This is a genomic window from Devosia sp. 2618, from assembly GCF_040546815.1.
In the GTDB taxonomy this organism is placed as follows: domain Bacteria; phylum Pseudomonadota; class Alphaproteobacteria; order Rhizobiales; family Devosiaceae; genus Devosia.
Genome location: NZ_JBEPOO010000001.1, coordinates 2,813,260 through 2,838,382, shown reverse-complemented (window position 1 = coordinate 2,838,382; position 25,123 = coordinate 2,813,260). Strand labels below are relative to the sequence as shown.

21 protein-coding genes are annotated in these 25,123 nt (G+C 62.4%); 12 read left to right on the top strand and 9 right to left on the bottom strand.

Going from position 1 to position 25,123, the window contains the following annotated elements:
* The first annotated feature begins 45 nt into the window (after positions 1-45).
* Positions 46-600, top strand: a complete 555-nt coding sequence (locus ABIE28_RS14165; protein WP_354063984.1) for a polysaccharide biosynthesis/export family protein — start codon at positions 46-48, stop codon at positions 598-600.
* On the opposite strand, the gene ABIE28_RS14160 is transcribed toward ABIE28_RS14165, so the two are convergent.
* Positions 597-2,012 carry an exopolysaccharide biosynthesis polyprenyl glycosylphosphotransferase gene (locus tag ABIE28_RS14160; protein WP_354063982.1) on the bottom strand — a complete coding sequence of 472 codons (1,416 nt, stop codon included), beginning with the start codon at positions 2,010-2,012 and terminating at the stop codon, positions 597-599. The genes ABIE28_RS14165 and ABIE28_RS14160 overlap by 4 nt on opposite strands.
* Positions 2,013-2,234: 222 nt before the next feature.
* Between ABIE28_RS14160 and ABIE28_RS14155 the strand changes: the two genes are divergently transcribed.
* From ABIE28_RS14155 to ABIE28_RS14140, 4 genes are all read left to right on the top strand, one after another.
* On the top strand, positions 2,235-2,888 hold the full coding sequence (locus tag ABIE28_RS14155; RefSeq protein ID WP_354063980.1) for a N5-glutamine methyltransferase family protein: 654 nt from the start codon (positions 2,235-2,237) through the stop codon (positions 2,886-2,888).
* Between the two features lie 100 nt (positions 2,889-2,988).
* Complete coding sequence (locus tag ABIE28_RS14150) at positions 2,989-4,296, top strand: lipopolysaccharide biosynthesis protein (protein ID WP_354063978.1); 1,308 nt, start codon at positions 2,989-2,991, stop codon at positions 4,294-4,296.
* Entirely contained in the window at positions 4,293-5,291 is a 999-nt protein-coding gene (locus ABIE28_RS14145) for a glycosyltransferase family 2 protein (RefSeq protein ID WP_354063976.1), read from the top strand. Before ABIE28_RS14150 ends, ABIE28_RS14145 begins: the two co-directional genes overlap by 4 nt.
* On the top strand, positions 5,284-7,422 hold the full coding sequence (locus tag ABIE28_RS14140; RefSeq protein WP_354063974.1) for a glycoside hydrolase: 2,139 nt from the start codon (positions 5,284-5,286) through the stop codon (positions 7,420-7,422). Before ABIE28_RS14145 ends, ABIE28_RS14140 begins: the two co-directional genes overlap by 8 nt.
* Here the strand turns inward: ABIE28_RS14140 and ABIE28_RS14135 are convergent.
* Genes ABIE28_RS14135 through ABIE28_RS14115 form a run of 5 tightly spaced genes read right to left on the bottom strand, consistent with a single transcriptional unit; the run spans position 7,398 to position 13,349 of the window.
* On the bottom strand, positions 7,398-8,585 hold the full coding sequence (locus ABIE28_RS14135; protein ID WP_354063972.1) for a glycosyltransferase family 4 protein: 1,188 nt from the start codon (positions 8,583-8,585) through the stop codon (positions 7,398-7,400). The two genes, ABIE28_RS14140 and ABIE28_RS14135, sit on opposite strands and share 25 nt — an antisense overlap.
* Positions 8,582-9,826: a glycosyltransferase family 4 protein gene (locus ABIE28_RS14130; RefSeq protein WP_354063970.1), complete on the bottom strand. Its 1,245-nt coding sequence runs from the start codon at positions 9,824-9,826 to the stop codon at positions 8,582-8,584. The genes ABIE28_RS14135 and ABIE28_RS14130 overlap by 4 nt, the downstream gene beginning before the upstream one ends.
* Positions 9,823-10,590: a polysaccharide deacetylase family protein gene (locus tag ABIE28_RS14125; RefSeq protein ID WP_354063968.1), complete on the bottom strand. Its 768-nt coding sequence runs from the start codon at positions 10,588-10,590 to the stop codon at positions 9,823-9,825. Before ABIE28_RS14125 ends, ABIE28_RS14130 begins: the two co-directional genes overlap by 4 nt.
* The gene (locus ABIE28_RS14120; protein ID WP_354063966.1) at positions 10,583-11,887 is read right to left on the bottom strand and encodes an O-antigen ligase family protein; all 1,305 of its coding nucleotides are present in this window, start codon (positions 11,885-11,887) and stop codon (positions 10,583-10,585) included. Before ABIE28_RS14120 ends, ABIE28_RS14125 begins: the two co-directional genes overlap by 8 nt.
* On the bottom strand, positions 11,880-13,349 hold the full coding sequence (locus ABIE28_RS14115) for a GumC family protein (RefSeq protein ID WP_354063964.1): 1,470 nt from the start codon (positions 13,347-13,349) through the stop codon (positions 11,880-11,882). Before ABIE28_RS14115 ends, ABIE28_RS14120 begins: the two co-directional genes overlap by 8 nt.
* Positions 13,350-13,583: 234 nt before the next feature.
* Here ABIE28_RS14115 and ABIE28_RS14110 point away from each other — a divergent pair, with 234 nt between their 5' ends.
* From ABIE28_RS14110 to nadE, 7 genes are all read left to right on the top strand, one after another.
* Positions 13,584-14,642: a GNAT family N-acetyltransferase gene (locus ABIE28_RS14110; protein ID WP_354063962.1), complete on the top strand. Its 1,059-nt coding sequence runs from the start codon at positions 13,584-13,586 to the stop codon at positions 14,640-14,642.
* 52 nt (positions 14,643-14,694) lie between these two features.
* On the top strand, positions 14,695-15,807 hold the full coding sequence (locus tag ABIE28_RS14105; protein WP_354063961.1) for a hypothetical protein: 1,113 nt from the start codon (positions 14,695-14,697) through the stop codon (positions 15,805-15,807).
* Between the two features lie 59 nt (positions 15,808-15,866).
* A complete protein-coding gene (locus ABIE28_RS14100) occupies positions 15,867-17,021 on the top strand; it encodes a GNAT family N-acetyltransferase (protein WP_354063959.1) in 1,155 nt (384 codons plus the stop codon).
* A 155-nt stretch (positions 17,022-17,176) separates the two neighbouring features.
* Positions 17,177-19,129 (top strand): asparagine synthase (glutamine-hydrolyzing), encoded by a 1,953-nt coding sequence (gene asnB / locus ABIE28_RS14095; RefSeq protein ID WP_354063957.1) that lies wholly within the window; start codon positions 17,177-17,179, stop codon positions 19,127-19,129.
* 24 nt (positions 19,130-19,153) lie between these two features.
* Positions 19,154-19,414 carry an acyl carrier protein gene (locus tag ABIE28_RS14090; protein ID WP_354063955.1) on the top strand — a complete coding sequence of 87 codons (261 nt, stop codon included), beginning with the start codon at positions 19,154-19,156 and terminating at the stop codon, positions 19,412-19,414.
* 11 nt (positions 19,415-19,425) lie between these two features.
* A complete protein-coding gene (locus ABIE28_RS14085) occupies positions 19,426-20,964 on the top strand; it encodes a class I adenylate-forming enzyme family protein (protein WP_354063954.1) in 1,539 nt (512 codons plus the stop codon).
* The gene (gene nadE, locus ABIE28_RS14080) at positions 20,961-21,929 is read left to right on the top strand and encodes an NAD(+) synthase (RefSeq protein ID WP_354063953.1); all 969 of its coding nucleotides are present in this window, start codon (positions 20,961-20,963) and stop codon (positions 21,927-21,929) included. Before ABIE28_RS14085 ends, nadE begins: the two co-directional genes overlap by 4 nt.
* Here nadE and ABIE28_RS14075 read toward each other — a convergent pair.
* From ABIE28_RS14075 to ABIE28_RS14065, 3 genes are all read right to left on the bottom strand, one after another.
* Positions 21,926-22,906 (bottom strand): LLM class flavin-dependent oxidoreductase, encoded by a 981-nt coding sequence (locus ABIE28_RS14075; protein WP_354063952.1) that lies wholly within the window; start codon positions 22,904-22,906, stop codon positions 21,926-21,928. The two genes, nadE and ABIE28_RS14075, sit on opposite strands and share 4 nt — an antisense overlap.
* Before the next feature lie 103 nt (positions 22,907-23,009).
* Positions 23,010-23,738, bottom strand: a complete 729-nt coding sequence (locus ABIE28_RS14070; RefSeq protein WP_354063950.1) for a GntR family transcriptional regulator — start codon at positions 23,736-23,738, stop codon at positions 23,010-23,012.
* Positions 23,739-23,832: 94 nt separating this feature from the next.
* Positions 23,833-25,101 carry an NAD(P)/FAD-dependent oxidoreductase gene (locus ABIE28_RS14065; RefSeq protein ID WP_354063948.1) on the bottom strand — a complete coding sequence of 423 codons (1,269 nt, stop codon included), beginning with the start codon at positions 25,099-25,101 and terminating at the stop codon, positions 23,833-23,835.
* Between the last annotated feature and the right edge of the window lie 22 nt (positions 25,102-25,123).

Genomic DNA, 25,123 nt, shown 5'->3' with positions numbered 1-25,123 from the left:
TTTACCATGTTGGGGCACAGTGCCGGCAGTCCAAGGGTGTCTGTTATGCGTCTCCATCCAATTCTTGCGCTGGTCGCCGGCCTGCTGCTCAGCGCCTGCGCCACCGCGCCAAAGCCACAAATCACCGATGCGCCGCAGCCTCTGGCCTATGCGCTCGATAGTGGCGACGTGCTGCGCGTCAGCGTTTATGGCGACACCGAAATCTCGGGCGAATATCGCATTGGCGATGGCGGCGATGTATCGATACCGCTGGTGGGCAGCGTTGTGGTGCGCGGGCAGACGACCAAGTCGGCAGCGGCGCGCGTCGCGGCGGCTCTGGCCAATGGCTATATGCGCAACCCGGATGTGGCCGTCGAAGTCACCCAATACCGGCCGTTCTTTATCGAAGGGGCGGTGACCAATTCGGGACAGTTCTCCTATGTGCCAAACCTGAGCGTGCGTGCTGCGGTCAGCATGGCGGGTGGCTTCACCGAAACGGCAGACCGGCAGCGTGTCGCCGTGCATCGGCGTCAGGGCGACAAGATGGTGGTGCTCAACCTCAATCTCGATCAGGCCATCGCGCCCGGCGATGTGGTGACGGTAGGCCAGCGCTGGTTCTAGTGCGCGTTCTGCCGCGTGCGCTTTGAAAACAGCGTCAGCAGAATGATCCAGCAATCAAGCAGCAGCGACCAGTTCTCGACATAGTAGAGATCGTGCAGCGTGCGACCTTCGATCTTTTCGATGGTCGACGTATCGCCGCGATAGCCATTGACCTGCGCCCAGCCGGTAATGCCGGGACGGATGCGCTGGCGCTGGGCGTAAAGATCAAATTTATGGCTGAGCTCGGCGTCGTGCGAAATCGCATGCGGGCGCGGACCCACAAGGCTCATGTCGCCTTTGAGCACGTTGATCAGCTGTGGCAGTTCATCAATGCTGGTGCGGCGAATGAAGTGGCCGATGGGCGTGATGCGCGGATCGTTTTCCTGCGCCTGGGTCATGGCGCGGCCATCTTCCATCACGCTCATCGAGCGGAACTTCAAAATCTTGAACGTCTCGCCATTAAAGCCGCGCCGCTCCTGCCGATAGAGCGCCGGACCCGAACTGGTCAGCCGGATGATGGCGGCAATGACCAAAAGCAGCGGCGACAGCAGGAGCAGGCCAATACCGGCACCCGCAATATCGAACAGGCGCTTGAAGACGCGCCCGGTTTCGGTCAGTGGCGTGCTGAGAACGCGCAGCGAATTGATCGGCCCGAGCGGCACGATATCGACCATATCCATCGGGCGGTCGCTGCCGGCCGAGGTCGGGTACAGCATGACGTTGATCGCATAGGATCGGCACGGCCGCACGATGGCGTCGATGGCATTGAAATCGGTCAGGTCGCCGACCAGCAGCATATGTTCGCAATTGTTGGCGATACATTCGCGGGCAAATCCGGCCATGGTTTCGGCGGCTGGTGGATTGGTCGCCAGATTACCGTCGAGCACGAAGCTGGCAACGATATGCCCGCCACGCTGCCAGATGCGGGCCTCGGATTTGAAACGCTTGACCGCATCGGCTTCGCCTATCACGGCGATCCGCTCCATCTGCAACTGGCCCAGCTGCAGCATGGAATAAAGCTTGTCATAGACCACATAGCGCACGCCAAGCAACGCGATGGGGACGCCGATCAGCCAGCCCCAAAGCGCAGACGCAGGCGGTAATGCATGGCCGAAAATCGCCATGGTGAGGAGGATGGCGAGCAGCGCCGCAACCGGCCAGGACACCACAGCGTGGAGCAGGAAGGGCTGGCGGCGATCAGCGTAAATCAGGAATTTGCGGGCGGCGCGCAGCGACGTGTAGCCATAGATCAGGCTTGCCGACACGGCCAGAACCAGAGCCGGCAGCGGTTGCATGACGAGCAGCAGAAAACCGCTGAGCAGCAGCACGGTCAGGCTTTCGGTGCCGCTCATGGCATAGCTGAGATGGGTGCGGCTTGGCACCGTGAAACGCTGCCGAAGGCGCGCCTCAGACTGTCCCAATTGTACGCTCATCTGTTTGGTCCGCCGAAAGTGCATTTTGCCGGATGGTTGGCGCATTGCCGCTAGGCTCCAGAAGTAACATTACAAAGTGGCCACTGCATCTATCCCCTATGAGCGCGGTTAATGGGCTCATCTTGCGGAGGGAAATTAACTCTGGCTTAGCAATTGGCTGTGCCTGAAGCAGGTAAATAGTCATTACTTGGGCGCGCATAGTCGTCCGAACGGAGCTGGCCCATGACTGACGTCCTCGATTTGCATCGCTTCATGTCGATCACTATTGCGGCCGGACCGGGCGTGTTGGCGCCACGCGCCGAGACCGAACTGCTGGGGCGGACGGCGCTGGACCTGTTGGCTGAAACATCCGCGCCGCTGGTCATCGACATGTGTTGTGGTTCGGGCAATCTGGGCCTCGCCATTGCAGATGCACGCACCGACACGCGCGTGTTCCTGAGCGATCTCACTGACCAGACCACGACGCAAGCGCGGGAAAACACCAAGCGGCTGGGGCTAGGCGATCGCGTGACGGTCGGGCAGGGCGATATGTTCGCGGGGCTTGCGACGGCTTTGGACGGGCAAAAGGCCGACCTCATCGTCTGCAATCCGCCCTATATTTCGACGGCAAAACTTGAGGGCGACAGCGCCCATTTGCTGGAAAGCGAACCGCGCGAAGCCTTTGACGCCGGGGCGTACGGCATTGCGCTGCATCAGCGACTGATCACCGACGCGCCGCTTTATCTCAAGTCCGGCGGCTGGCTGGCGTTTGAGTTCGGCGTCGGGCAGGATCGGCAAGTTGCATTGTTGCTCAAGCGGAGCGGTGCTTACGGCGTGCCGAGCTTTGCAAATAACGAGCAAAATGTGCCGCGCGTTGCTTATACGCAGTTACTCTAGCGCGACGGCTTATTAACGCAATTTGCAGTCGTGAGGCCGGGGCGGGGCCAATTGTGGCATAGTGTTTGGTGTCAGTCAGACCGACTCCAGGCCACCCTGCATGTCTTCAGCGCGAAGCTTTAAATCCATTATACCGATGGGCCTGTCCTACCTTGCGTCGGGCGGCAGCCTCATCACGTCGAGCGCGGCACAATTGCTGACCTTTGCCATTCTGGCGCGGTCGCTGGGCGTGCTGGAATTCAGCTATTTTGTCGGCCTGACGGCGATCACCGCCGTTGCCGTGCAGCTCTGCGGGCTGGGCGCGCAGGAAGCGCTGGTACGGCGCGTGGCGCGCGACTGGTCGGTGTTCCCGGTCATGCTCGGGCACAATATCATCATGAGCGCCGCGACCGGCGCCATTCTGGTGGTCGCCGGCCTGTTCGTGCTGCCGCTGTTCTTTACGCTATCGGCCGATCCGCTGCTCAACCTTGGCGCGCTGGGGCTGTTCCTGATCGCGAACATCATTTTGACGCGAGCGATCCTGTTCGTCGAACAGGTGTTTATCGCCCACTCGATGTTTGCCGCGGCCAACCGCAATGTGGTGCTTTATGCCGTCGGGCGACTGGCGGCGGCGGTCCTCGGTTGTCTCGTGTTCGGCGTCGACAATCTCGCTGAATGGGCGGTGTGGAATTTCGTCGCCCATGTGATTATCGCGATCATCACCGTGCGCTCGGTGCGCGGGCTGGGCATGCCCAAATTCGGCATCGTCCGCGACGAGCTGCGCAACGGCATGCTGTTTTGCACGCCCTTCGTGCTGCGCGCCCTGCGCCAGAACATGGACCTGCTGCTGCTGACGGCATTCACCAGCCCCGAAATCGTCGCCAGCTATGGCGTTGCGCGGCGGATGATCGATAGCGGCTATCTGTCGGTCGAAGCGCTCAATCGGCTGCTCTATCCCGGCTCTGCCGCCGCCACGGCAAATGGCCTGCGCCACGGCATGACCCGCTTCCGCAAGGTGGTGATGGCGAGCCTGGGTATCAGTGTCTTTACCGCCATAGTGCTGGTGGTGACGTCGCCGCTGCTGCCAATCCTCTTCGGCCACGAATATGTGTCGCTGCCCGGCTTTGTGCGCATCATGGCCTTTGCCATCGTCTTCATCGCTGTGTGTTCGACGGCGCTTGAGGCGCTAGGGTCGAGTGGGCACCAGCTGCAGCGCGCCATTGTGCTCAACAGCGCATCCATTCTGGGCGGTATGCTGGTGGCGCTGTGCACCTGGCAGTTCGGCGTCAACGGCACGTTTGCCGCCAATTACATGATCGAAGCGGGCACAGCGGCCGCTGCCTGGATCATGCTGTTGCAACTGGCCAAGAAAGATCAGCGCAACAGCGCCCCCGTAGTTTTGGATCGTGAGCCGGTGACGCAGCCATGAGCGTATCAATCATCATCAAGACGCTGAACGAAGCCGAGCGGCTTGCCGCAACGCTGGAAAGCGCGCTGGCCGCCGTGGGCGCTGATGGCGAAGTGATCGTGGCCGATAGCGGTTCGACCGATGGCACGGTCGAGATCGCGCAGCGTTATCCCGTGACACTGGTACAGATCGCGGCCGACCAGCAACCCAGCTGCGGGCTGGGGCCGCAACTGGGCTATCAATACAGCAAGGGCGATTATCTCTGTCTGATGGACGGCGACATGCTGCTCGATCCGGCGTTTCTGGCAAAGGCCGTGGCCTATCTCGATGCCAATCCCAAGGTCGGCGGCGTTGGCGGGCGGGTGGTCGAGATGAACCTCGAAAACCTCGAATTTGCCCGCCGCATGTCGCGCGGTGGCGCCGAATACAATGCCGGCCCGGTTGATCGGCTCAATGGTGGCGGGCTCTATCGACGCCAAGCCATCGCCGATGTCGGGTATCTGTCGGACCGCAATCTGCACGGCTACGAAGAGTTCGATCTCGGCGTGCGGCTGCGGCAGGCCGGGTGGGGGCTCTATCGGCTCGATACGCCCTTCGTGCAGCATTTCGGCTATCAGATGAACGCCTATGCGCTGCTGCTGCGGCGCTGGCGTTCGAAATATCTGCGCGGCACCGGCGAGGTGATCCGCGCCGCGATGGGCAAGGCGCATCTGGGGCCGCTGCTGCGCGACATTCGCGAATTGCGGCTATGGTCGGCGGTCTATGTCGGGCTGCTGATCCTGCTGCTGGTGCTGATCTTTGTGCCCAATAAGCTCTTGGCGCTGGGCATCTGCATCGCGGCGGTTGCTGGCGTGATCGGGGTGATGAGCCTCAAGCATCGCAGCCTCAGTATCGGGCTTTATTCGGTGACGGCATGGGTCTTTATGGCGGCGGCTTTGCCACTCGGCTACTTCAAGTCGCGCCGCGATCCGGCGGCCTGGATCGACAGCAAGGTGCTGCACAAAGCCGATGCGTAGTGTGCTTGCGCTCGCGCTGGTCCTCCTCGGCACGGCTGGTGCATGGGCGCAGGATTGGGCGCCGGTCCGCGAAATAAACCTCGAAGTCGCCCCCGGCAGTCCGCTGGATTTTTCGACCATTCTGCCCAATGGCGTGATCAACGATAGCCGGCATCTGGTGATCTCCGAGGGCCGTTTCGCGATGAGCGATACGCCCGACCAGCCCGAGCCCCTGATGTGCGCCTCACTGGGTTGGAGCCCGGCATCGGGCGGTTTTCCGGACCATGCCGATGCGGATCGGTATGCGCGGCAACTGGCCATGCACGGCTACAATATTGCGCGCTTCCACTTCGTCGAAGCGGCGCTGATGGCGGATCGCGATACCGATTTCGATTTCAATCCGGAGATTCTGGACCGGGTTCACTATCTGATGGCGGCGCTCAAGCGCGAGGGCATTTCGTGGATCATGGATGGCGTAACCTCGGCGCGCGGTGGTGACGGCGGCTTTGATGATCGCTGGGACAGCGTCGGGCCGCTCAAGCAATCAATCCTTCTGGAGCCCGACGGCATCGTGCACTGGACGCGGCTGCAGCAGATGATCTTGGGAGCGGACAATCCCTATACCGGCATCGCGCCGATCCGCGATCCGGCACTGGCGCTGATCGTTCTGGTCAACGAGGGTTCGCTCGAGTTCGACTCCATCATTGGAGAGAACCACGGCGACGGCACCTATTCGCCGCTGCTGCTCAAACGGTTCAACGAATGGCTGGCCCGGCGCTATGCCAATACGGCGGCTCTGGCCGAGGCGTGGGGTGGTCTGCCACCCGGTCAAAGCCTTGAGGCTGGGACGATCACCCTGCCGACCTATCGCTACGATGCCTGGGCGGGCAATCGCGATCTGCAGCTTTTTGAGATCGAAACCGAGACCATCGGCACCGCCAATATGACCGCCATCCTGCGCAGCATGGGCTATCAGGGCGCGATCAGCAATTACAACAACTGGCCCACCCTGCAGGGCAGCATCAGCCGCCGCGATCTCGATACGGTGACGATGAACGTCTATTTCGACTGGGTCAGCGGCTACAATGCCGGGGCGCGCATCGAGCAGAAAAGCTCCATCGGCGACGGGCTGAGCTATATCCGCGTTGCAGCCGCCACACGCTGGCTCGACAAGCCGTTCCTCATTACCGAATACGATCACCTGTTCTGGAACAAGTATCGCTACGAGGCCGGACTGGCCTTCCCGGCCTATGCGGCGTTTCAGGGCTGGGACGGCATTTGTCGCCACGCTCACGGCCCGATCGCCCTGCGCTATGGCGAGGACTTTCCGCACAAAAAGAGCATGCTGCCCTATGCCATCGCCCTCGATCCGGTGGGGCGGGCGGGCGAGACGCTGGCGGCGCTGCTGTTCCGACGCGGCGACGTCGCAAAATCTGGCTTGACCATTCCATTCCGCATCGATGGCGACAAGGGTCTCAACGACTATGTGGCGACGCAGGAGCCAGAAGGGCCGACGGGCCTGATGGCATTGGGAGCGATTGGCCTCGCTCCGGGTTCGGTCGGCGGCGTTCCGGCTGATAGGAGCAGCACCAGCTTTGGCGACGTGCTGGAGCAGTTGGTGCGTGGCGGAGCGGTGGACCGGGCGACGGCCAACGAAGTGGCGCAGGGCGCGTTCAACACCGACACCGGCGAGATTGGCGTATTCCCCGACAAGCGGCTGATGCAAGTGGTGACGGCCAAGACCGTCGCGGCAGCATTCGACACGCTGGATGGCGCGCTGACGTTGGGGTCTGCCACCCTTCGGTCCAGTAGCACTCCGGGATTGTTTGCGCTGTCAGCCCTCGATGATGCGGACCTGGCCGACAGCAAGCGCGTGCTGGTGATTTTTGCAACGGATGCCCGCAATTCGGGGATGCGCTTTGCCGATGCCGAGGCAAAGGAGATCGTCGATTTTGGTCAACTGCCGGTGCTGATCGAGCCGGGCACCGTGAACTTCACGCTGGCCGGGGAGGGGCGCTGGACGATAGCGCCGGTGGGTCTCGATGGCGTGGTTGGGACCGTCGTCGCCAGCGGCACAGGCCCGGTGGACCTGTCACTGAGCAATGTGACGCCGAACGGCCCGACGACCTATTTCGTTATTGAACGCGACTGAGCCCCGCGCACCCGGCTTTCGGGGGTAAGCGGATCGGCCCGCAATAGGTCCGCGTATAGCGTGCTCATGGAATCGGCGACATGGTCCCAGCCGAAACGGTTGCGCACCATTTCGATCTGGATCTCGCGTTCGGCTTCGGTCGGCTGATTGGCCATGCCATAGACGATCTTGTCGGCGATGGCAGCGTGATCGCCGAGCGGGAAATAGCGGTCGGCTGTCATGCCCAGCGCCAGATTGGCCTCGATGTCGCTGGCCAGCACCGGTAGCCCATAGCTCAGCGCTTCGAGCAGCGCGATGGGCATGCCCTCGTGGCTCGATGGCAGGATGAACAGGCCCGCATTGCCGAACAGGCCAGCCAGCGTCGCGCCGCGCTGGAAGCCGGTCATCACCACGCCCGACGTGGCGGCAGCCGCCTGACGGACGGCAGTTTCGTACGGGTCGGGATGGTCGGCGCCGCCCACCAGCACCAGCTTGAAATCGGGATTATCGAGCTTGGCGTAAGCGGCGATCAGATCGAGCTGTTTCTTCTCGGGCACGATGCGCGAGACGTTGATCACATAGCGGCGCGGCTCCAGCCCGAACTGCTCCAGCACGGCAGCGTCGGGTTGGCCGGTCGGCATCACCACGCCATTGGGCAGGAACAGCATTGGGCGCCCGTAGCGTATCTGCATCGACTGGGCGATATTGTCCGACACGGCGATGGCCTTGTTGGACCATTGCATGCCCATGCGTTCGCCAAGGCGCAGCATGGTCTTGGCGAGGCCGCCCCATTTTTCGCGATCATAGTCATAGCCGTGATGGGTCACGACGGTGCGCAGGCCCGCCGTGCGGGCGGCAGGCGTCAGCAAAGCCGGGCCGATGGCGTGGATATGGACGACGTCCGGACGGCGCACCGAGGCAAGGGCTACGCCCAGTGCGGTGTGGACGACGGCTTCAAGCTTTTGCTGCTGCGGCGCCCAGATCGGCTCGATCTGTACGCCCTTCCACTCGCGCTTGCCCTCGGTCGAATAAGGGCTGCGCGCCATGACGTTGACGTTCCAGCCACGGTCCACCAGCAGCGGCGCCAGCGCCTCGATATGCGTTTCAACGCCGCCCTGCGGGCCATTGATGCCGCGCGAGCCCAGCATCATGATGGAGGAACGTTTACGCCGCCGGTCGGTCATGCTGGCACCAATTGTCCATAAAGGCTGGTCATGCGCTCGCGGTAGGCCGCGGCGGAAAAATCAACGCTGACCCAGTCGCGACCGGCCGCGCCCATGGCCGCACGGCGACCGGCGCCAACGCTTTCCATGCGCGACAGGGTTTCGGCGAGATGCTGCGCATCGGATGGGCGGGCGATCAGGCCGGTTTCCTCGGCGCGGATCAATTCGGGGATGCCGCCAATGTCGGTTCCGATCACCGGACGGCCAAGGCCATAGGCTTCGAGGATGCTGACCGGGGCGTTTTCATACCACTCGGACGGCAACACCAGCGCCTTGGCGCCACCGATCAGGCCGTGCAATTGCGGACCCGAAACGTAGCCGACGAACTCGACGGGCGCCTGTCGGTCTGCGGCAAGCTTTTTGAGCATTGCCTCGTCAGGGCCGCCGCCGGCAACGACCAGACGCAGACCGGTGAGCGCTGCTGCCTCGATCAGCGTCGCGATGCCCTTTTCGGGCGCGAGGCGACCGGCGAACAGGTAATAATCGCCCTCGGCCACCGGATCGCTGGCGACGAAATTGGGGTCGACGAAATTGGGCACATAGACCAGCTGTTCTTCCGGCCAGCCCCATTCGATCAGCTTGGCGCGGTAAAAGCGGCTCGGGACCACGATGCGGTCGAGATAGTTGCGATAGAGCCCAAGGCTGCGATGCACGGCGGTTTCGAGCAGCAGCAGGCCACTCAGCGCCACCGAATCCTTGGCACAGCGATTGAGCAGCACCTGGGCGATATTGCCCGATTTGCACTTCTCGCAGACCGAGCCATGCGACAGCATCTTGTAAGCGGGGCAGGCGAGCTTGAGGTCGTGCGCCGTCATCACGGTCGGCACGCCATGCGATTTCAGCGTCTGAAAGATCGCCGGCGACAGGTGGTGATAGACATTGTGCGCGTGAGCCAGATGCGGGCGGAACCGCTCGACCAAGGCCCCGATATTGCGCTGGGCTTCACGCGAATAGATGATCTGGGCGGCATGGCGCAGCTTGGTGGCGAGGCCCGGCTGATGGCCGAACTCGATCTCGGACACGAAATACTCCGACCAGTCGCTGGGCGGGTTTTGATCGCTCTGCATGGCAAAGGGCGCCACCGTCCAGCCGGCCTGTTCGAACATGGCGATATGGTCGAGGAACACCGCTTCAGCGCCGCCCCGGCGATAGAAGTAGTTGTTGATCGCCAAAAGGCGTGGGTTGGGCGCCAGTGCGTTCATGCCTGCGCCTCGAAATGATCGAGCGCCGCATCGACCGTCAGAATGGTGCAGCCGGCTTCGCGGGTGTGGCGCACCAAGGCCTCGAACGCGTCGGGCGTGCAGCCATAGTCGGTCGGCGTGTTGGAGACGTCATGGGTGTAGAGGATCAGCCAGCCTGGATTAACCACGAGATCATCCACCACTTGGCGCAGGCCCAAAACGCGGTCGTCCGGCATCTGGATAGACATGCTGTCGAGATAGGTCCGGTCGGTGAGGCCACGATTGATGCCCTCGAGGCCGCCTCTCGCCGTGCGGAACGTGTCAGCCATCAACCTACGCGCCCGGAAGGAGCCAGCGGTGTATGGATAGGCAAAATTAGTCGGCTCGCGACCTCCGGTGACGCTTTTGAGAAAGGCGCGATTGGTGGCGATCTCGTGGGCTAGCGATACCGAATTGAGATGGCGGACATTTGGATGACTGAAGGTGTGGCAAGCCAGTTCGTGGCCACGGCGGACCAGTTCCACACAACCCTCGGCGCTGATCAGCGTTCGATCTGGTTCGCGGCGATCGATTAGACCGCCAGAGATGTAGAACGTGCCCAAGGCGCCATAGCGCTCCAGAATAGCGGCGCCAGCAGTCAACGAGGTGTCGGGTACGTCGTCGAAGGTGAAGCTCACAATGGGCGTAGTGTTTGGGATATTGATCTGCGGGCCGGGAAGACGCTCGATTAGTCGATTGGTGACGCGGCCCGCAAACCGGTCGACGGACGCAATAAGCTCACGCATGGACTGACATCGCTCCTGGATTGATCTGTTTCGATGGTGCCGGAACCAGTCGAGCTTTGGCCTGGAACTGCAGACCGAATACGGCCGCCATGAACAGAAACCAGTGCACACCGCCGCGCGCGAAGAACTGGCTTTCAAGGCACGAACCGACAAGGACGAACAACCAGATGCGCAGAAACAGCCGGGTCAGCGCGGTGTCATTGCCGCTATCGAGTGCGGGTTGGATATGGCGTATAGGGCGTAGGATGAAGATGTAGACGACCAAAAGCAGGCCCGGAATGCCGATATTCATCGCGACATCGAGATAGCCGTTGTGAGCCGAACCGGCAGAGTAGGCCCAGGTCTCGATATGGCCGCCGCCATAAAGCACCGGGTAGGACCCCCAGAAGGTGTGAAGGCCCACGCCGGTGATCGGGGACTCCGAGGCCACGCGCATGGCGATTCGCCAAATATCGATGCGGTTGGTGAAGGTCGGGTCGATGCCAAGGCTCGCGATGAAGTCGTAGATCCCCGGTGAAAATGCGGAGCCGATGGTGATAAAATTGAACACAAGCAGGCCGCCGACGATCAGCGGAATGCGGATCCAGGCGAACTTCTCGACCATCCAGGCCAACACCAGAATGGCTGGCAGCGTGGCCAGCGACGTCTTGCCGCCGGTGTGGATCAGGAAAAACCCGGCGCCAATCGCCAGGAGCAACGCCAGCACACGGGAGCCGTTGGAATAGCAGTAGATGGCAAAAAAGATTGTGATGACCATCGCCGCCGAGGCCGCGTTCTTATGCATATAGTGGCCGCGCCATAGTCCGGCCAGCATGGGCTCGAAGATGTCACCAGTTTGGTGGATCGAAAGGCCGGGCAGAAACACCACACCGAAATACGATAGTACCAGCGCCAGCAACACGGCGATGCATGTCACGCGGGCGAACTCGCTCTGCGTTCTGGGCAGAATGGTCAGCAGCAACGCGTTGATCATGAACAGCGCCTGGATGATGCTGTTGCGCAGCGCCAGCGCCGTGTCATCGGCGGCTAAGGCGCTGAACAGCAGCCAGACAAACAACATTCCGACCGGAGTGTAGTGCGACCAGTTGATCGGTGATTTGATGCGCAACCCTTGCCCTATCGCGAGGATGGTCAGCACCAGAATGATGACCTGAGATATCGGATTGTAGGAGGACTCAGTCGAGGTCAGGTCGACGAAGGGCTGTGTGCCGATCCAGAAAAAGGCGAGAATCATCAATGCGATGAAGCCGCCAAAGGTGATCGGCGATTTGCCCCTAACCGAGGCTGCCTTAGGCATCTCGGGTCAGCACCTGCCGGACGCGCGGCCAGATGCCGAGCAGACCAGCGAGCATGGCGCCGAGCGCCAGACCGCCAATGAGACCGCCCGCGATCAGCAGGACCGTGCGCGGTGGATAATTGCGGGCGATGGGCGGTACGGCGGCAGAAATGACGCGGACATTGGTGGTGTCGAGTTGGCTGCGCTGGGTGATTTCCTGCGCGCGGGTGAGATACGCTTCGTAGATCGCGACCTTGGAGGCCGAGGTGCGCTCGAGTTGGCGCAGTTCGACTTGTGCATTGTCGTCGTTGAAGACGGCGCCCATCTGGGTCGAGGCCGCCTGATTGAGCTGTTCGAGAACCGAGCGGGCACGCTCGAGATCGGTGCCGGCGGTCTGGACGACGCGGGCCACTTCGCGGTCGATTTCACTCTGGATGGACGCCAGCTGCGAGCGTGCGACGACAAGGCTTGGATGACGCGGGCCAAGCGTCATGCCCAGGGAATCGGCCTGCTGGCGAACCGTGGCGTATTGGGTGCGCAGATCGCTGAGCAGGGTCGATTCCTGCGCGGCCGCGTTCATCTGGCCCGCGCCGCTGGCCGTCAGATTGGCATAGCGCGCTTCGGCCGCGATCACGGACTCGCGGGCGGTGGCGATCTGGGTGTTGAGCTGCACCGCCGACTGCGTGCTGAGCTGTTCATTGCCCACCATCTGCAGGTTGTTGGCGCGGCGATATTCGGCAACGGCAGCTTCGGCGGCGGCCGCATCATCGCGCAACTGGTCGAGCCGTTCGTTGAGAGCGGTGGAAGCGTTTAGCGCGCCATCGGAGTCCGCCTTGGCCAGCTCGGCAAGGAAGGCCTGCACCAGCGCGTCAGTCAAAATGGCCGACTGCTCGGGCGTGTGGGCCCAAACCGAGGCGGTCACGACATAGGAGCGTTCTTCGCGGCGGACGCGGACACGTTCGCCCAGCGCCCGCACGGCAGCCGTGACCTTGTCGCCGCTGGCAGCGTCCGAGCCGAACAGGCTGCTCAGCGAAAAGTCCGGCTCCATCAGGTCGGCGCTGTCGGCTAGGTTGAGCGTATTGACGACGCTGGTCAGCACATTGTTGGAGGTCAGCACGCGCATCTTGCTCTCGACATCGAGCAGCTGCGCATCGCCCTGCACATTGCGGGCGTAAAGGTCGTCAGCCACCACCTGCAGGCTGCTCGGATCGAGCAACATGTCGGAATAGCTGGTGAAACGAGGCTTGATCAGCGTGCCGGCGGCAAGGCCCGCAATGGCTCCGACTACGGCTAGGGCGACTACCAAGTACCAGAAGCGCAGCAGCCACCCTATGATCGTCGCCGGGGTGATTGCAGGAGGCGTGGGTGAATTGGCAGGTGCGCGACGGTCTGGCCCATCATAGCCCATGATGGTTTCGACAGCGCGCCGCGGACGGCCCTGTGCAGGAGTTGCACGCGTTTCTGTCGGTATGGACTGGTACATGTGGCCGTTTTGCCTGCTTGGCTGTTCTGGTTCTGGTTATACGGCAGACAGTGCCGCACTACGGCATCTATCGGTCAGTGTAGTTAAAGATGTTGCTGTTAACCGATCCGCTAAAATACGAAAATCCATCGCCGATCGCTGTGTTAATAAACGCCTGCTGCACTGCGGACGCGATAAAGTATGAATTTGGATTTGACTCTTATTCGAGACAAAGCAGAAACGCCTGATTCAGGATTGAGGACGAATCTGCGTCCCATCGACCGGAATGACTTTCCGGCGATCGAGCAGATGTTCTTCAATATCTTCAGGCCGCGCCGTGGCACCCCAGATCCCGAATTCATCAAATACTTCGAGCGCCTGTATTTCTCGGGCCCGACCGGCGGTGGTGGCGGGCTGGCCAGCAATGACGGCGAGACAATCGGCAGCGCCATTGCCTTCATGCCGTTGACCTACGTCGTACATGACCGCGAAGTGACCGCCCGCCTGGCCTGTGCGTTCATGTCGAAGTCGCCGCAATCGAAGGCCGCTGCGCGTGTGGTGCTGTCGCTGCGGGCGCGAGGGCAGGATCTGCTGTTTACCGACAGCGCTTCGCCGGTGAGTGCAGGGCATTGGAAAGCCGGCGGCGGCGTGGTTCTGCCGGTGCATAGCCTCGATTTCCAATGCGTCTTCCGGCCGATGTCCTACGCCATGTGGCGGGTCGGGGTGCCGAAGTTCTTCGATGGTCTGTGGAACACGGTGGATAGCCTCGTGTCACGCCGCCGCGCCCGCAACCAGAAGATTGAGGCACCGGCCGACCGCGAAATCGACCTCGAAAGCTACGCTGCGCTGGCGCCCAAAATGATTGCCCATTTTTCCGTACGTCCTAAATGGGACAGAGCGGAAATAGAGTGGCTGCTGACCATGGCCAAGGACAATCGCACGCTCGGCCCGCTACGGTTTTTCTCGGTCGATGGCGCCGATGGCAATCCCATCGGTTGCTATGCCTATTTCTCCGACGCGCGCGGCATGGTGCGCGTGCTCGATATGCTGGCGCTGCCGGGCAAGGAGCCTGCAGTGGCCCGCGCCATGTATCGCCGCCTTGCTGCCGAGGGCACGATCGAGGCGCGCGGCTCGGCGCATCCACATCTTTTGACCGCGCTATCGCCCCTGTCGGGCATGCGCTTTCGGCACCGCGCTTTCACCTGCGTTGCGACGCGTCATCAGGACATCCTCGACGCTGTCGCGCGCAATGACATTTACATCGGCGGCCTCGCTGGCGAAAGCTGGAGCCGCCTCATGACGGATTTCTACTAGTAATGCGTTCTATGCCTATCCAGTTGTTGAGTGCTAACGGAGGCCGGCTGTCATGACCGTCGTGCGTCCGCTTGAGCGTGCTGATCTTCAGCCCGTCGCCAACCTGCTCGTCAAAACCTTCCAGCAGCGCCCGCAGGCCTCAGCCGAAATGGCGAGCTATCTGGGCCAGCTGCTGCTCGACTTGCCCGATCGCGACCCCGAGATCAATTCGCTGGTTCACGTCAATGACAACGGCCAGATCAATGGCTTCATCGGCGTGTTCACCCAGCTGATGCAGATCGATGGCCGCACCCTGCGCGCCGCTTTGGGCAATTCGCTCGCCGTCGATCCCGATGCCGGTGATCCGATGGTCGGTGCGCGGCTGTGCCGTGGCTTCTTCAAGGGCCCACAGGATATCACCATCAGCGACCGCTCCAACGCCACCTCGGTGGGCATGTGGCGCGGCATGGGTGGCAGTTCGCTGCCCACCTACAGCATGGACTGGCATCGCACACTGCGCCCGGTGAGTTCGGCAACATCGCGTATTCGCGGCCGCCTCAAGCTGCGCGGCGTGACGGCACCGATCACTTCGGCGCTCGATGGTGTGGTGGAACGCTATGCCAAAAAGCGCGGCAAGGAGCAGTGGATCACGCCAACCCTGCCGCAGCGCCCACCCGGCCTGACCCGGCGTGATGCCAGCGATGCGGACCTTCTGGCGGCGATCCCCGCATTGGTGGCGGCAAGCCGACTGCATCCTGTGTGGTCGGAAGCGGGGTTGCAAACGCTGCTGACCCATTCGGCCCGCAAGAGCGAATTCGGCGACACCATCCGACAGGTCATTGCGGACAAGTCGGGCCGCGTGATCGGCGCCTATATCTACTATCTGCAGCCGCACGGCTTCGCGCAGGTGCTGCATGTCTTTGCGGCCAAAGGCATGGCCGAGGCTGTGCTCGATATTCTCCTGGTCGACGCGAGCGAGCGCGGCGCGGTGGCCATCGGGGGCAGGGCGCAGGCGGCATTGCTGGAGCCATTGATGGATCGTCATGCCGCGCTGACGGGCGAGTATCGCTGCGTGTTCGGCACGACCGACAAGGCAGTGCTGGAAGCGGTGCAGACCGGCGACGCCATCATCGGCGGCATCGTGGGCGAGTTCTGGGCCCGCATCAACGGCGACAACCTCAAGTGACCTACATTGAAGACGGCGCGGCCCTAACGACGGTAAATCAGGCGGTCAGGCTCATCCAGATGCGTGATGATTTTGTCATTGATGTGCATTCGAGCCCCGATCAGGTTTCGCCCGATTGGCCGGTGGGCGGCGCCGAAACCGCTGCGCGCTGTCACGCCTTCCAGACCGTGACTTTCCTCAAGACCTGGCAGCCGACCTATGGGGCGACCTACGGGGCAGAGCTGTGCCTGGTTGAAGTGCGCGATGCTGCGGGCAAGCCGGTGCTGATGCTGCCGCTGATGATCACCCGTCAGCGCGGCAGTCGGGTGCTGGGTTTCACCGATCTCGGTGTGTCCGACTACAATGCGCCGGTGCTGTTTCCGACCGACGTCGTCTGGACCCGCCAGTCGGCGAATGAACTCTGGCAGTCCATCATCACCCGCCTGCCGGCCTTCGATCTGGCGATGTTTGACAAGATGCCGGAAAAGGTCGGCGATCTGGCCAATCCGTTCTTCCTGCTGTCGGATGAGCTCAACGACGAATCCTGCCACCTGACCAATCTCGACCAGCCCTGGGCCGAGGTCGAAAAACACGTCCAGGGCGCCAAGAACCTGCGCAACCGTTTCCGGGCGCTGCAGCGGCTTGGCACCTGCGAAGTGGTCGTGGCGGAGACCAAGGAACAACGGCAGTTCATCCTCGAAAGCCTGCTGGAACAGAAGCAGCGCCGCTTTGAGGAAACCAATGTGCCCGGCTTCGAGCGGCATCCGGAAAAGCGTGATTTCTTCTCGCTTGGTACAGAGACCTTTGCCGAGATTGGTGCGCTCCATCTCTCCGCGCTGGTGGTGAATGGCGAAGCCATCGCCGCGATGTGGGGCTTCACGCAGGGGCGTCACTATTACGGCCTGTTTTTCACCTTTGAAGCGGGTGAATGGACCAAATACTCGCCCGGTCGGGTATTGCACCATCAGCTGTTGCAGCTGCTGGCCGAACGCGGTTTCGCCTGTCTCGATCTGGGGATCGGCGACGAGCCGTGGAAGCTTGCGGCCTGCGACGTGACCATCCCGCTGCACCAGTTCACGGCGGCCTATACGCTGCGCGGACGCATGACGCTGCGGCTGATGCAGCTGCACGAACGGCTGACCCAGACCGCGCTGTGGCAGAAATTGCGCCCGCTCAAATGGATACTATTGCGCAAGTTTCGGCCAAGCAAAGCTGATGCAAACCCGGTCGATTGAGCCGCGATGACTTGGTGCGACTACGCTTCGGTCAAATGCTTTGCGTTAAGAATAACGGACGAAACATGGCCCGGAAGGTCGTCTATGGCTGAACGGTCAGGCCAAAATCTTCTATGCTGCAGCGTCCTTGTAGGACTTTCCTCTTAGGGGCTCCCATGTGCGGACTCGTTGGATACGTTCGAACTGATTTGCCACAGCAGGCGGGTGAACCGCTGCTGCGCGCCATGACCGATACGATCGCCCACCGTGGTCCCGATGCAGAGGGGCTGTGGGCGCAGACGGGCATTGGTCTGGGCCATCGCCGCCTGTCCATCGTCGGACTGGCCGACGGGCAGCAGCCGATGCTGTCGGCCGATGGCAATCTGGTCATCGTCTACAATGGCGAAGTGTTCAATTTCGTCGAGCTGCGCACCGACCTCGAAAGCCGTGGCCATAGCTTCCGCACCGGCAGCGACACCGAAGTCATCCTGCACCTCTACGCCGAATACGGCCCCGATTGCGTCAGCTATCTCAACGGCGATTTTGCCTTCGCCATTTGGGATCAGGCCAAGCGCCGCCTGCTGTTGGCCCGCGACCGCATCGGTGTGCGGCCACTGTTTTATGCAGAGCACGAAGGCGGGCTGTATTTCGCCTCCGAGATCAAGGCGCTGCTGCGTGTGCCCGGTATCGAAGCCGAGATCGACCCCATCGCGCTCGATGAAATCTTTACGCTCTGGGCCCCCATTCCGCCGCGCACCGGCTTCAAGGGCATTTCCGAGCTGCCGCCGGCGCACCTGATGGTGGTGGACGACCACGGTCGCCGCATCGAGCGCTATTGGTCTCTCGACTATCCAGACTTCGGCGAGACCGCCGATGCCCGCCCCGAAGCCGAAATCGCTGACGAACTCTTGGCGCTGCTTGATGACGCTACCCGCATCCGCATGCGCGCCGATGTGCCGGTCGGTGCCTACCTGTCGGGTGGCCTCGATTCCTCGATCACCACGGCATTGGCAACCCGCCATACGCCACATCAGCTTTCAACCTTCTCGGTATCCTTCGCCAGCGCCGAGCACGATGAGAGCGAATTCCAGCAGATCATGGCCGAGGCTTTGGGCACGGCGCACGCCAATGTTCATTGCGGCACGCTCGACATTGCCCAGAACTTCCCGCAGGTGATCGCCCACACCGAGCGCCCCATCGTGCGCACAGCCCCCGCGCCGCTTTACCTCCTGTCGGGGCTGGTGCGCGAGCAGGGCCTCAAGGTCGTGCTGACCGGGGAGGGCGCCGACGAGGTTTTCGCTGGCTACGATATCTTCAAGGAAGACAAGGTTCGCCGCTTCAGCGCGCGCCAGCCCGGTTCGAGCTTCCGCCCGCTGCTATTCAAGCGGCTCTATCCCTATCTGCCGAACCTGCAGAACCAGTCAGCCGAATATCTGGCGGCGTTCTTTGGCGCCAGATCGGACGTGCTGAACGACCCGCTGGCAAGCCATCGTCCGCGCATGCGTTCGACCGCTGCGGCCAAACTGTTCTTCTCGGGCGATCTGCGCGCGACGCTGGGCGGCTATGACGCTGCCGAGACGCTGCTGGGGCAACTGCCCGAGGCCTTCGCCCGCTGGCATCCCCAGCATCAGGCGCAATATCTCGAATCCCGCTTCCTGCTGCCCGGCTACATCCTGTCGTCGCAGGGCGACCGCATGGCCATGGCGCATGGCGTCGAGGGCCGTTTCCCGTTCCTTGATCACCGCCTGATCGAGTTCGCCAACCGCATTCCGCCCAAGTTGACGCTCAAGGGCCTCACCGAAAAGCATATCCTGCGCAAGGCGACCGAACACCTGCTGCCGCCCAGCATCGGCAACCGCACCAAGCAACCCTACCGCGCCCCCGACAGCCAGGCCTTCGCCGTGGCCAACGCGCCCGATTATGTGCGCGACCTGATGGGCAAGGACGCCATTGCCGCGACCGGCCTGTTCAACCCGGCGGCCGTCGAAAAGTTGGTGGCCAAGGCCGGCACCAGCGGCGTCGACGGCTTCCGCGACAACACCGCCTACGTAGGCATCCTATCGACCCAGCTTTGGGACCGTACATTTTCATCGGGTAAGAGTTCTGCCGTGCGCGTCGCGGCGGAATGACCCAGCTATCTTGAGGAGAACACCATGACCGAGACCACCCAGGACACCATCCGCGCCTTCATCATCGACAACTTCCTGTTCGGCGATACCAGCCAGGTCGTGGCCGACGACACCTCGCTGATCGACAACAATCTGGTGGATTCCACCGGCGTGCTGGAACTTGTGTTCTTCCTCGAAACCACGTTCGGCATCTCGGTCGCGGACACCGAAATCGTGCCGGACAATCTCGACTCCATCGGCTCGATGGCGGCCTATATCGAAACCAAGCGCCGCGCGGCTGCTTAAGGATCAGCACGATGCGGGTCGAAACATTTCTCACCGCGAGCGCGGCACGGTTCGGCGACAAGACGGCGCTGATCGCCGGCAAGACGCGCCTGTCCTATGCCCAGCTCGATGCCATGTCGGACGCTTTAGCGGCCGGGCTCAAGGCGCGCGGTGTCAAGCGTGACGACCGCGTCCTGGTGTTCCTCGACAATTGCTGGGAAGCCGCTGTCTCCATTTTCGCGGTGCTCAAGGCCGGCGCGACCTTCAGCCCGATCAATGCCTCGACCAAAGCCGACAAGCTCGCCTATATCGCCGAAAACTGCGGCGCGCGGGTGGTGATCACCCAGCCGCGTCTAGCGGGTGCGGTGGCCGAAGCGGTGACGCTCGGCGCGGTGTTCGATCTGGTCGTGCTGTCCGGGCAAAGCGATGCTCTGCCCGATGCAGTGAGCTTTGAGACCTTGCTCGAAACGCCGGTGAGCGGCCCACTCAATACCGGCATCGACCTCGATCTGGCGATGCTGATCTATACGTCCGGTTCCACCGGCCGCCCCAAGGGCGTAATGATGAGCCATCGCAATATCGAAGCGGCGGCGACCTCGATCACCACCTATCTCGAAAACACCGCCGACGACATCGTCCTCAACGTGCTGCCGCTGGCCTTCGATTACGGCCTCTATCAGCTGCTGATGGCGATCAAGGTCGGCGCGACGCTGGTGCTCGAAAAGTCCTTCGCCTTCCCGCAGGCGATCTTTGCCACCATGCGCGCCGAAAAGGTCACTGGCTTCCCGCTGGTGCCCACCATGGCCGCGATGATCCTCAACATGAAGGATATCGAACCCGGCAGCTTCCCGGACCTGCGCTATATCTCCAACACCGCCGCCGCCCTGCCGCCGGCCCATATCGCGCGCCTGCGCACGCTGCTGCCCGGAACCACCATCTTTTCGATGTATGGCCTGACCGAGTGCAAGCGCTGCACCTATCTGCCCCCCGCCCACCTCGACGACAAAACCGGCTCTGTCGGCATTGCCATCCCCAATACCGAAGCCTTCGTGGTCGATGACGCTGGCCAGCGCGTTGCGCCCGGCGAAGTCGGCCAGCTGGTCATTCGCGGACCACATGTGATGCAGGGTTATTGGGCCAATCCCGAAGCCACCGCCAAGGCGCTGCGTCCCGGCCCGAACCCCTGGGAAAAGGTGCTTTATACCGGCGACCTGTTCTATGCCGATGCCGATGGCTTCCTCTTTTTCGTCGGCCGCACCGACGACATCATCAAGACACGTGGCGAAAAAGTCGCGCCCAAGGAAGTCGAGGCCGTGCTCAGCGCCTGCGCGGGCGTGGTCGAGGCCGTCGTGGTCGGCAAGGACGATCCCGTGCTGGGCCAATCCATCCATGCCATCGTGGTCGCCAGCGACCCCGCTCTGACCGAACGCGACGTGATCCGTCACTGCGCCAAGTCGCTCGAAGAGTTCATGGTCCCCAAATCTGTTGAATTTCGTGACAGCCTGCCCAAGACAGACACGGGCAAGGTCAGCCGCCGGCTGGCCGCAGAAAGCCTGGAGCCAACCGCATGAGCCAATTTTCTCCCCAGACGCTGGTGATCGACGCCGAAGCCGAGATCGAGCGCATCGTCAGCGCCATGCGTACCCAGCTGCGCACGCAATTGCGTCGGCGCGGGCTGGTGCTGGGCCTGTCCGGCGGCATTGATTCAAGCGTCTGTGCCGCACTGGCGGCCCGCGCGGTCGGCCCGGAACGCGTCTTTGCGCTGTTCATGCCCGAGAATGACTCAGACCCCGAAAGCCTGTCGCTCGGCCGCCGTGTCGCCGACAAGTTCGGCATCGGCTCGGTGGTCGAAGATATCGGCCCATCGCTGGCGGCCATGGGGTGCTATGAACGCCGCGACAGCTTCATCCGCCAGCTGGTGCCCGAATTCGGCGCGGGCTGGGGCTGCAAGGTGGTGATCGCCAATGCGCTGGCCGGCAAGGGTTATGCCGTGTCATCGTTGGTCGTGCAATCGCCCGAAGGCGAAAAGCGCGAATTGCGCATGTCGGCCGAGGTCTATCAGGGCATTATCGCTGCCACCAATATGAAGCAGCGCACCCGCAAGCAGATGGAATATTACCACGCCGACCGGCTCAATTACGCGGTCATCGGCACGCCCAACCTGCTCGAATACGACCAGGGTTTCTTCGTCAAGAACGGCGACGGCGCCGCCGACCTCAAGCCAATCGCCCATCTCTACAAGTCACAGGTCTATCAACTGGCGGCCCATCTCGGCGTGCCCGAAGACATCTGCCGCCGCCCGCCGACCACCGATACGTGGTCCATGGCCCAGAGCCAGGAAGAGTTCTACTTCTCGCTGCCCTATGACCGGATGGACCTCTGCCTTTATGGTCTCAATAACGGCCTCGACCGTGACACCGTCGCCAATGCGGCCGGGTTGACGCTGGAGCAGCTCGATGCCGTCTGGAACGACATCGAGCGCAAGCGCGTAGCAACGGCTTACCTGCACATGGGCCCGCTGGTCATCGCCGCCTAGTTGAGGCTTTCGGCGATGATTTCCAGCGAGCGCAGACGCAAGTCATTGTCGTAGACATCGGACACAACCATCAGCTCGTCGGCGCCAGTTTGCGCCACGAGCGCGGCAATGCCGTCCTTCACCGTTTCGGGCGAGCCATAGATGGAGTGGGCCAGCATATTGGCGGCCTGTGCCTTTTCGGCGGGCGACCAATAGGTCTCGATATCATCGATTGGCGGCTGGCTGAGGCCACGCGCACCGCGGAAAATATTGGCGAATGACATCTGCTGCGTGGTCGCCAGACGGCGCGCCTCGGCATCGGTCTCGGCGCCGATAATGTTGACGCCGATCATCGCATAGGGCTCGGCCAGCTGTTCCGATGGCTTGAAGCGGGCGCGATAGATTTCGAGCGCGATCATCAGCGCATCGGGTGCAAAGTGCGAGGCAAACGCATAGGGCAGGCCCAGTTCGGCGGCCAACTGCGCGCCATAGGTGCTCGATCCCAAAATCCAAAGTGGCACATTGGTGCCCGCAGCAGGAACGGCCTGCAGCCGCTGGTCGGGTTCGGCCTCGGCGAAATAGGCCTGCAGTTCCAACACGTCCTGCGGGAAATTGTCGGAATTCGACAGCGAGCGGCGCAGCGCCCGCATGGTCATCTGGTCGGTGCCGGGCGCACGGCCCAGACCCAGATCGATGCGTCCGGGATAAAGCTGCGCCAGCGTACCGAACTGTTCAGCGATCACCATGGGCGCGTGGTTGGGCAGCATGATGCCACCGGCGCCAATGCGGATCGTGCTGCTGCCAGCCGCAATATGGGCCAGAGCCACCGAGGTCGCAGCACTGGCAATGCCGGGCATGTTGTGATGTTCGGCGACCCAATAGCGCGTGTAGCCAAGGCCCTCGGCATGGGCGGCAGCCGCCCGCGCATGATCCAGCGCACCCTTGGGCCCCGTCTCCCCGTTAACCCGCACCAGATCAAGAATAGACAGCGCAGCCATGACAAACTCCAGATTATCGTATTTTGACGATATAAGGAGCTTGGGTTGAAATTACGAGGGGCGACAGGCAGATGGTTGGTCGAACTTTGTGACGCAGCGACAGCTAGCTCGCGCCGATGGCTGCCTCGTCTTCGGACGCGAGGATATCAAGCAGCAGGTCCTGCGAGCCGCGAATGTCGGCCTCGCAGGCGCGGCCGAGGGCGTCCCAGTCGGCGGCCTTGATGGCGTCGACCATGGCGGCATGCTGATCGGTAAAGCCCGACTTATGCTCGGTCTTGAGCAATCCACCCATCCGGTCGGACAGGAAGCGGACATAGGGGCCCGAGCGCAGCCAGAGGTTTTCGATCTGGCTGAGCAAAACGGCACTGCCGGCTGCGCGATAGATATGGAAATGGAAAGCACGGTTGGCGGCCGTCATCTCGGTATTCTTGCCGGCGCTGGCGCTGGCGCGGTGATGATTGAGCAGCTGTTCGAGCGTCTCGATATCCTTGGGCGTCAGTTTGGGACCGGCGATGCGGGCGGTCGCGCCTTCGACGATCATACGGGCAAGGCTGATATCCTGCAGCTCAAGCGCCGTGATGGCTGGCACATAGGCAGTGCCGGCGGCGGAAACGCTCAGGGCGTTTTCCGAGGCGAGACGACGCAGCGCTTCGCGCACGGGCATATGCGAGGTCTGGAACCGCTCGGACAGCGACGCGATGGTGAAGGTCTTTCGAGCCTCGAAAGCACCAGACATCAATGCATCGCGCAGCTGGTCATAGACCAGGTCGTGAACAGTCTTGCGCGATGAAACGGGCTTGAAGTCGCCAGTCGAAAACTTGCTGTCGAGCAATAGAGTTACCTTTGTGCCGGTACGGCCGCCGCATTGCCGCTAGTATGATCAAAGCAGATGATCGGCAACATGGAAATGCGGAAAGCCCGTGGTCTCATTTGACGAACTTGTCCATCAGGCGCGCCTGCAGCAGCGCCGCCGACGCGACAATCGGGGTGAAGCTGTGGAAGGGCAGGGGCCGCAACGTCCGCGTCGGGATCGGCAACTGGTCCATGCTTTCGCCCATCGCGGCGCGGGCGAGAACCCGACCCAGCTGAGCGGTCATGGCAATGCCGCGCCCATTGCAGCCAATGCCGCCGAACCAGCCTTCGCCCATTTTATAGAGGCGCGGCAGGAAGTCGGGCGTCATCGCGGCGGTGCCGGTCCAGACAACTTCCGGGCTTACGGCATTGGGCAGGCCAAGTTCGGTGCTGAGACGCTCGGCAACGCTGCGACCCAGACGCTCAAAGGCGCCGAACGGGATCGCCGCCATGCCGCCGCTGATCAGGCGATTGTCGCGGTCGAGGCGATAGGTGAAGAGGTTTTGCCGCGTATCGCCAACCGGGCGTCCGTCGGGTGAAATGCGCTGCACCGTCGCCGCATCGGCCGGCGTCGTCGCGATCTGATAGACCCGCAACGGCACAGCCGAACGGCCCATCCGCGATGCCACGCCGCTGGTGAAGGCATTGGTGCAGAGCAGCACCTTGGCGGCGCTGATCGTCGCGCCGGAGCGCATGGTCAGACGCCAGCGGGTGCCGTCTTTCTTGACGCTATCGACGCACTGATCTTCGTGCACGCTGCCGCCCCGGCGCTGCACGCCAAGCGCCAGGCCGCGCAGATAGTCGAGTGGATGGATGGTGCCGCCTTCGGCATCGAGCAGGGCGCCCGAATAGATATCCATGCCCGTCTGCGCCCGCACATCTTCGGCAGACATGAACGAGACCGGGCGCCCGAGGTCGCGCCACATGGCGGCGCGGGCCTGCAGCATCTCGACACTTGCTGCGCCATAAGCAGGATTGAGCCAGCCGGTCTGGCGGGCGTCGCAGGCGATGCCGTCTTCCTCGATGGTGCGGAACACGGCATTGGCGCCGTCGCCGACCAGCCGCAGCAGCGCATTGCCGCGCTCGTCGCCCAGCTTGGCGCGAACCGACACGGGGTCGGCCTTGGCGAAATTGGGCACGACGAAACCGGCATTCATGCCGCTGGCGCCAGCGCCGATCTTGCCTGCGTCAAACACCGCCACAGAGCGTCCGGCGATCAGCAGTTCGCGGGCCGCTGTCATACCGGTAAAGCCGCCGCCGATGACGGCAACGTCAACCGCGTCTGGAATGACCGGGTCTGACAGCACCTGATTGCGTGCGGTGCGTGTCCAAAGCGTCTCCAAGTCAAATACTCCAGGTGGTCAG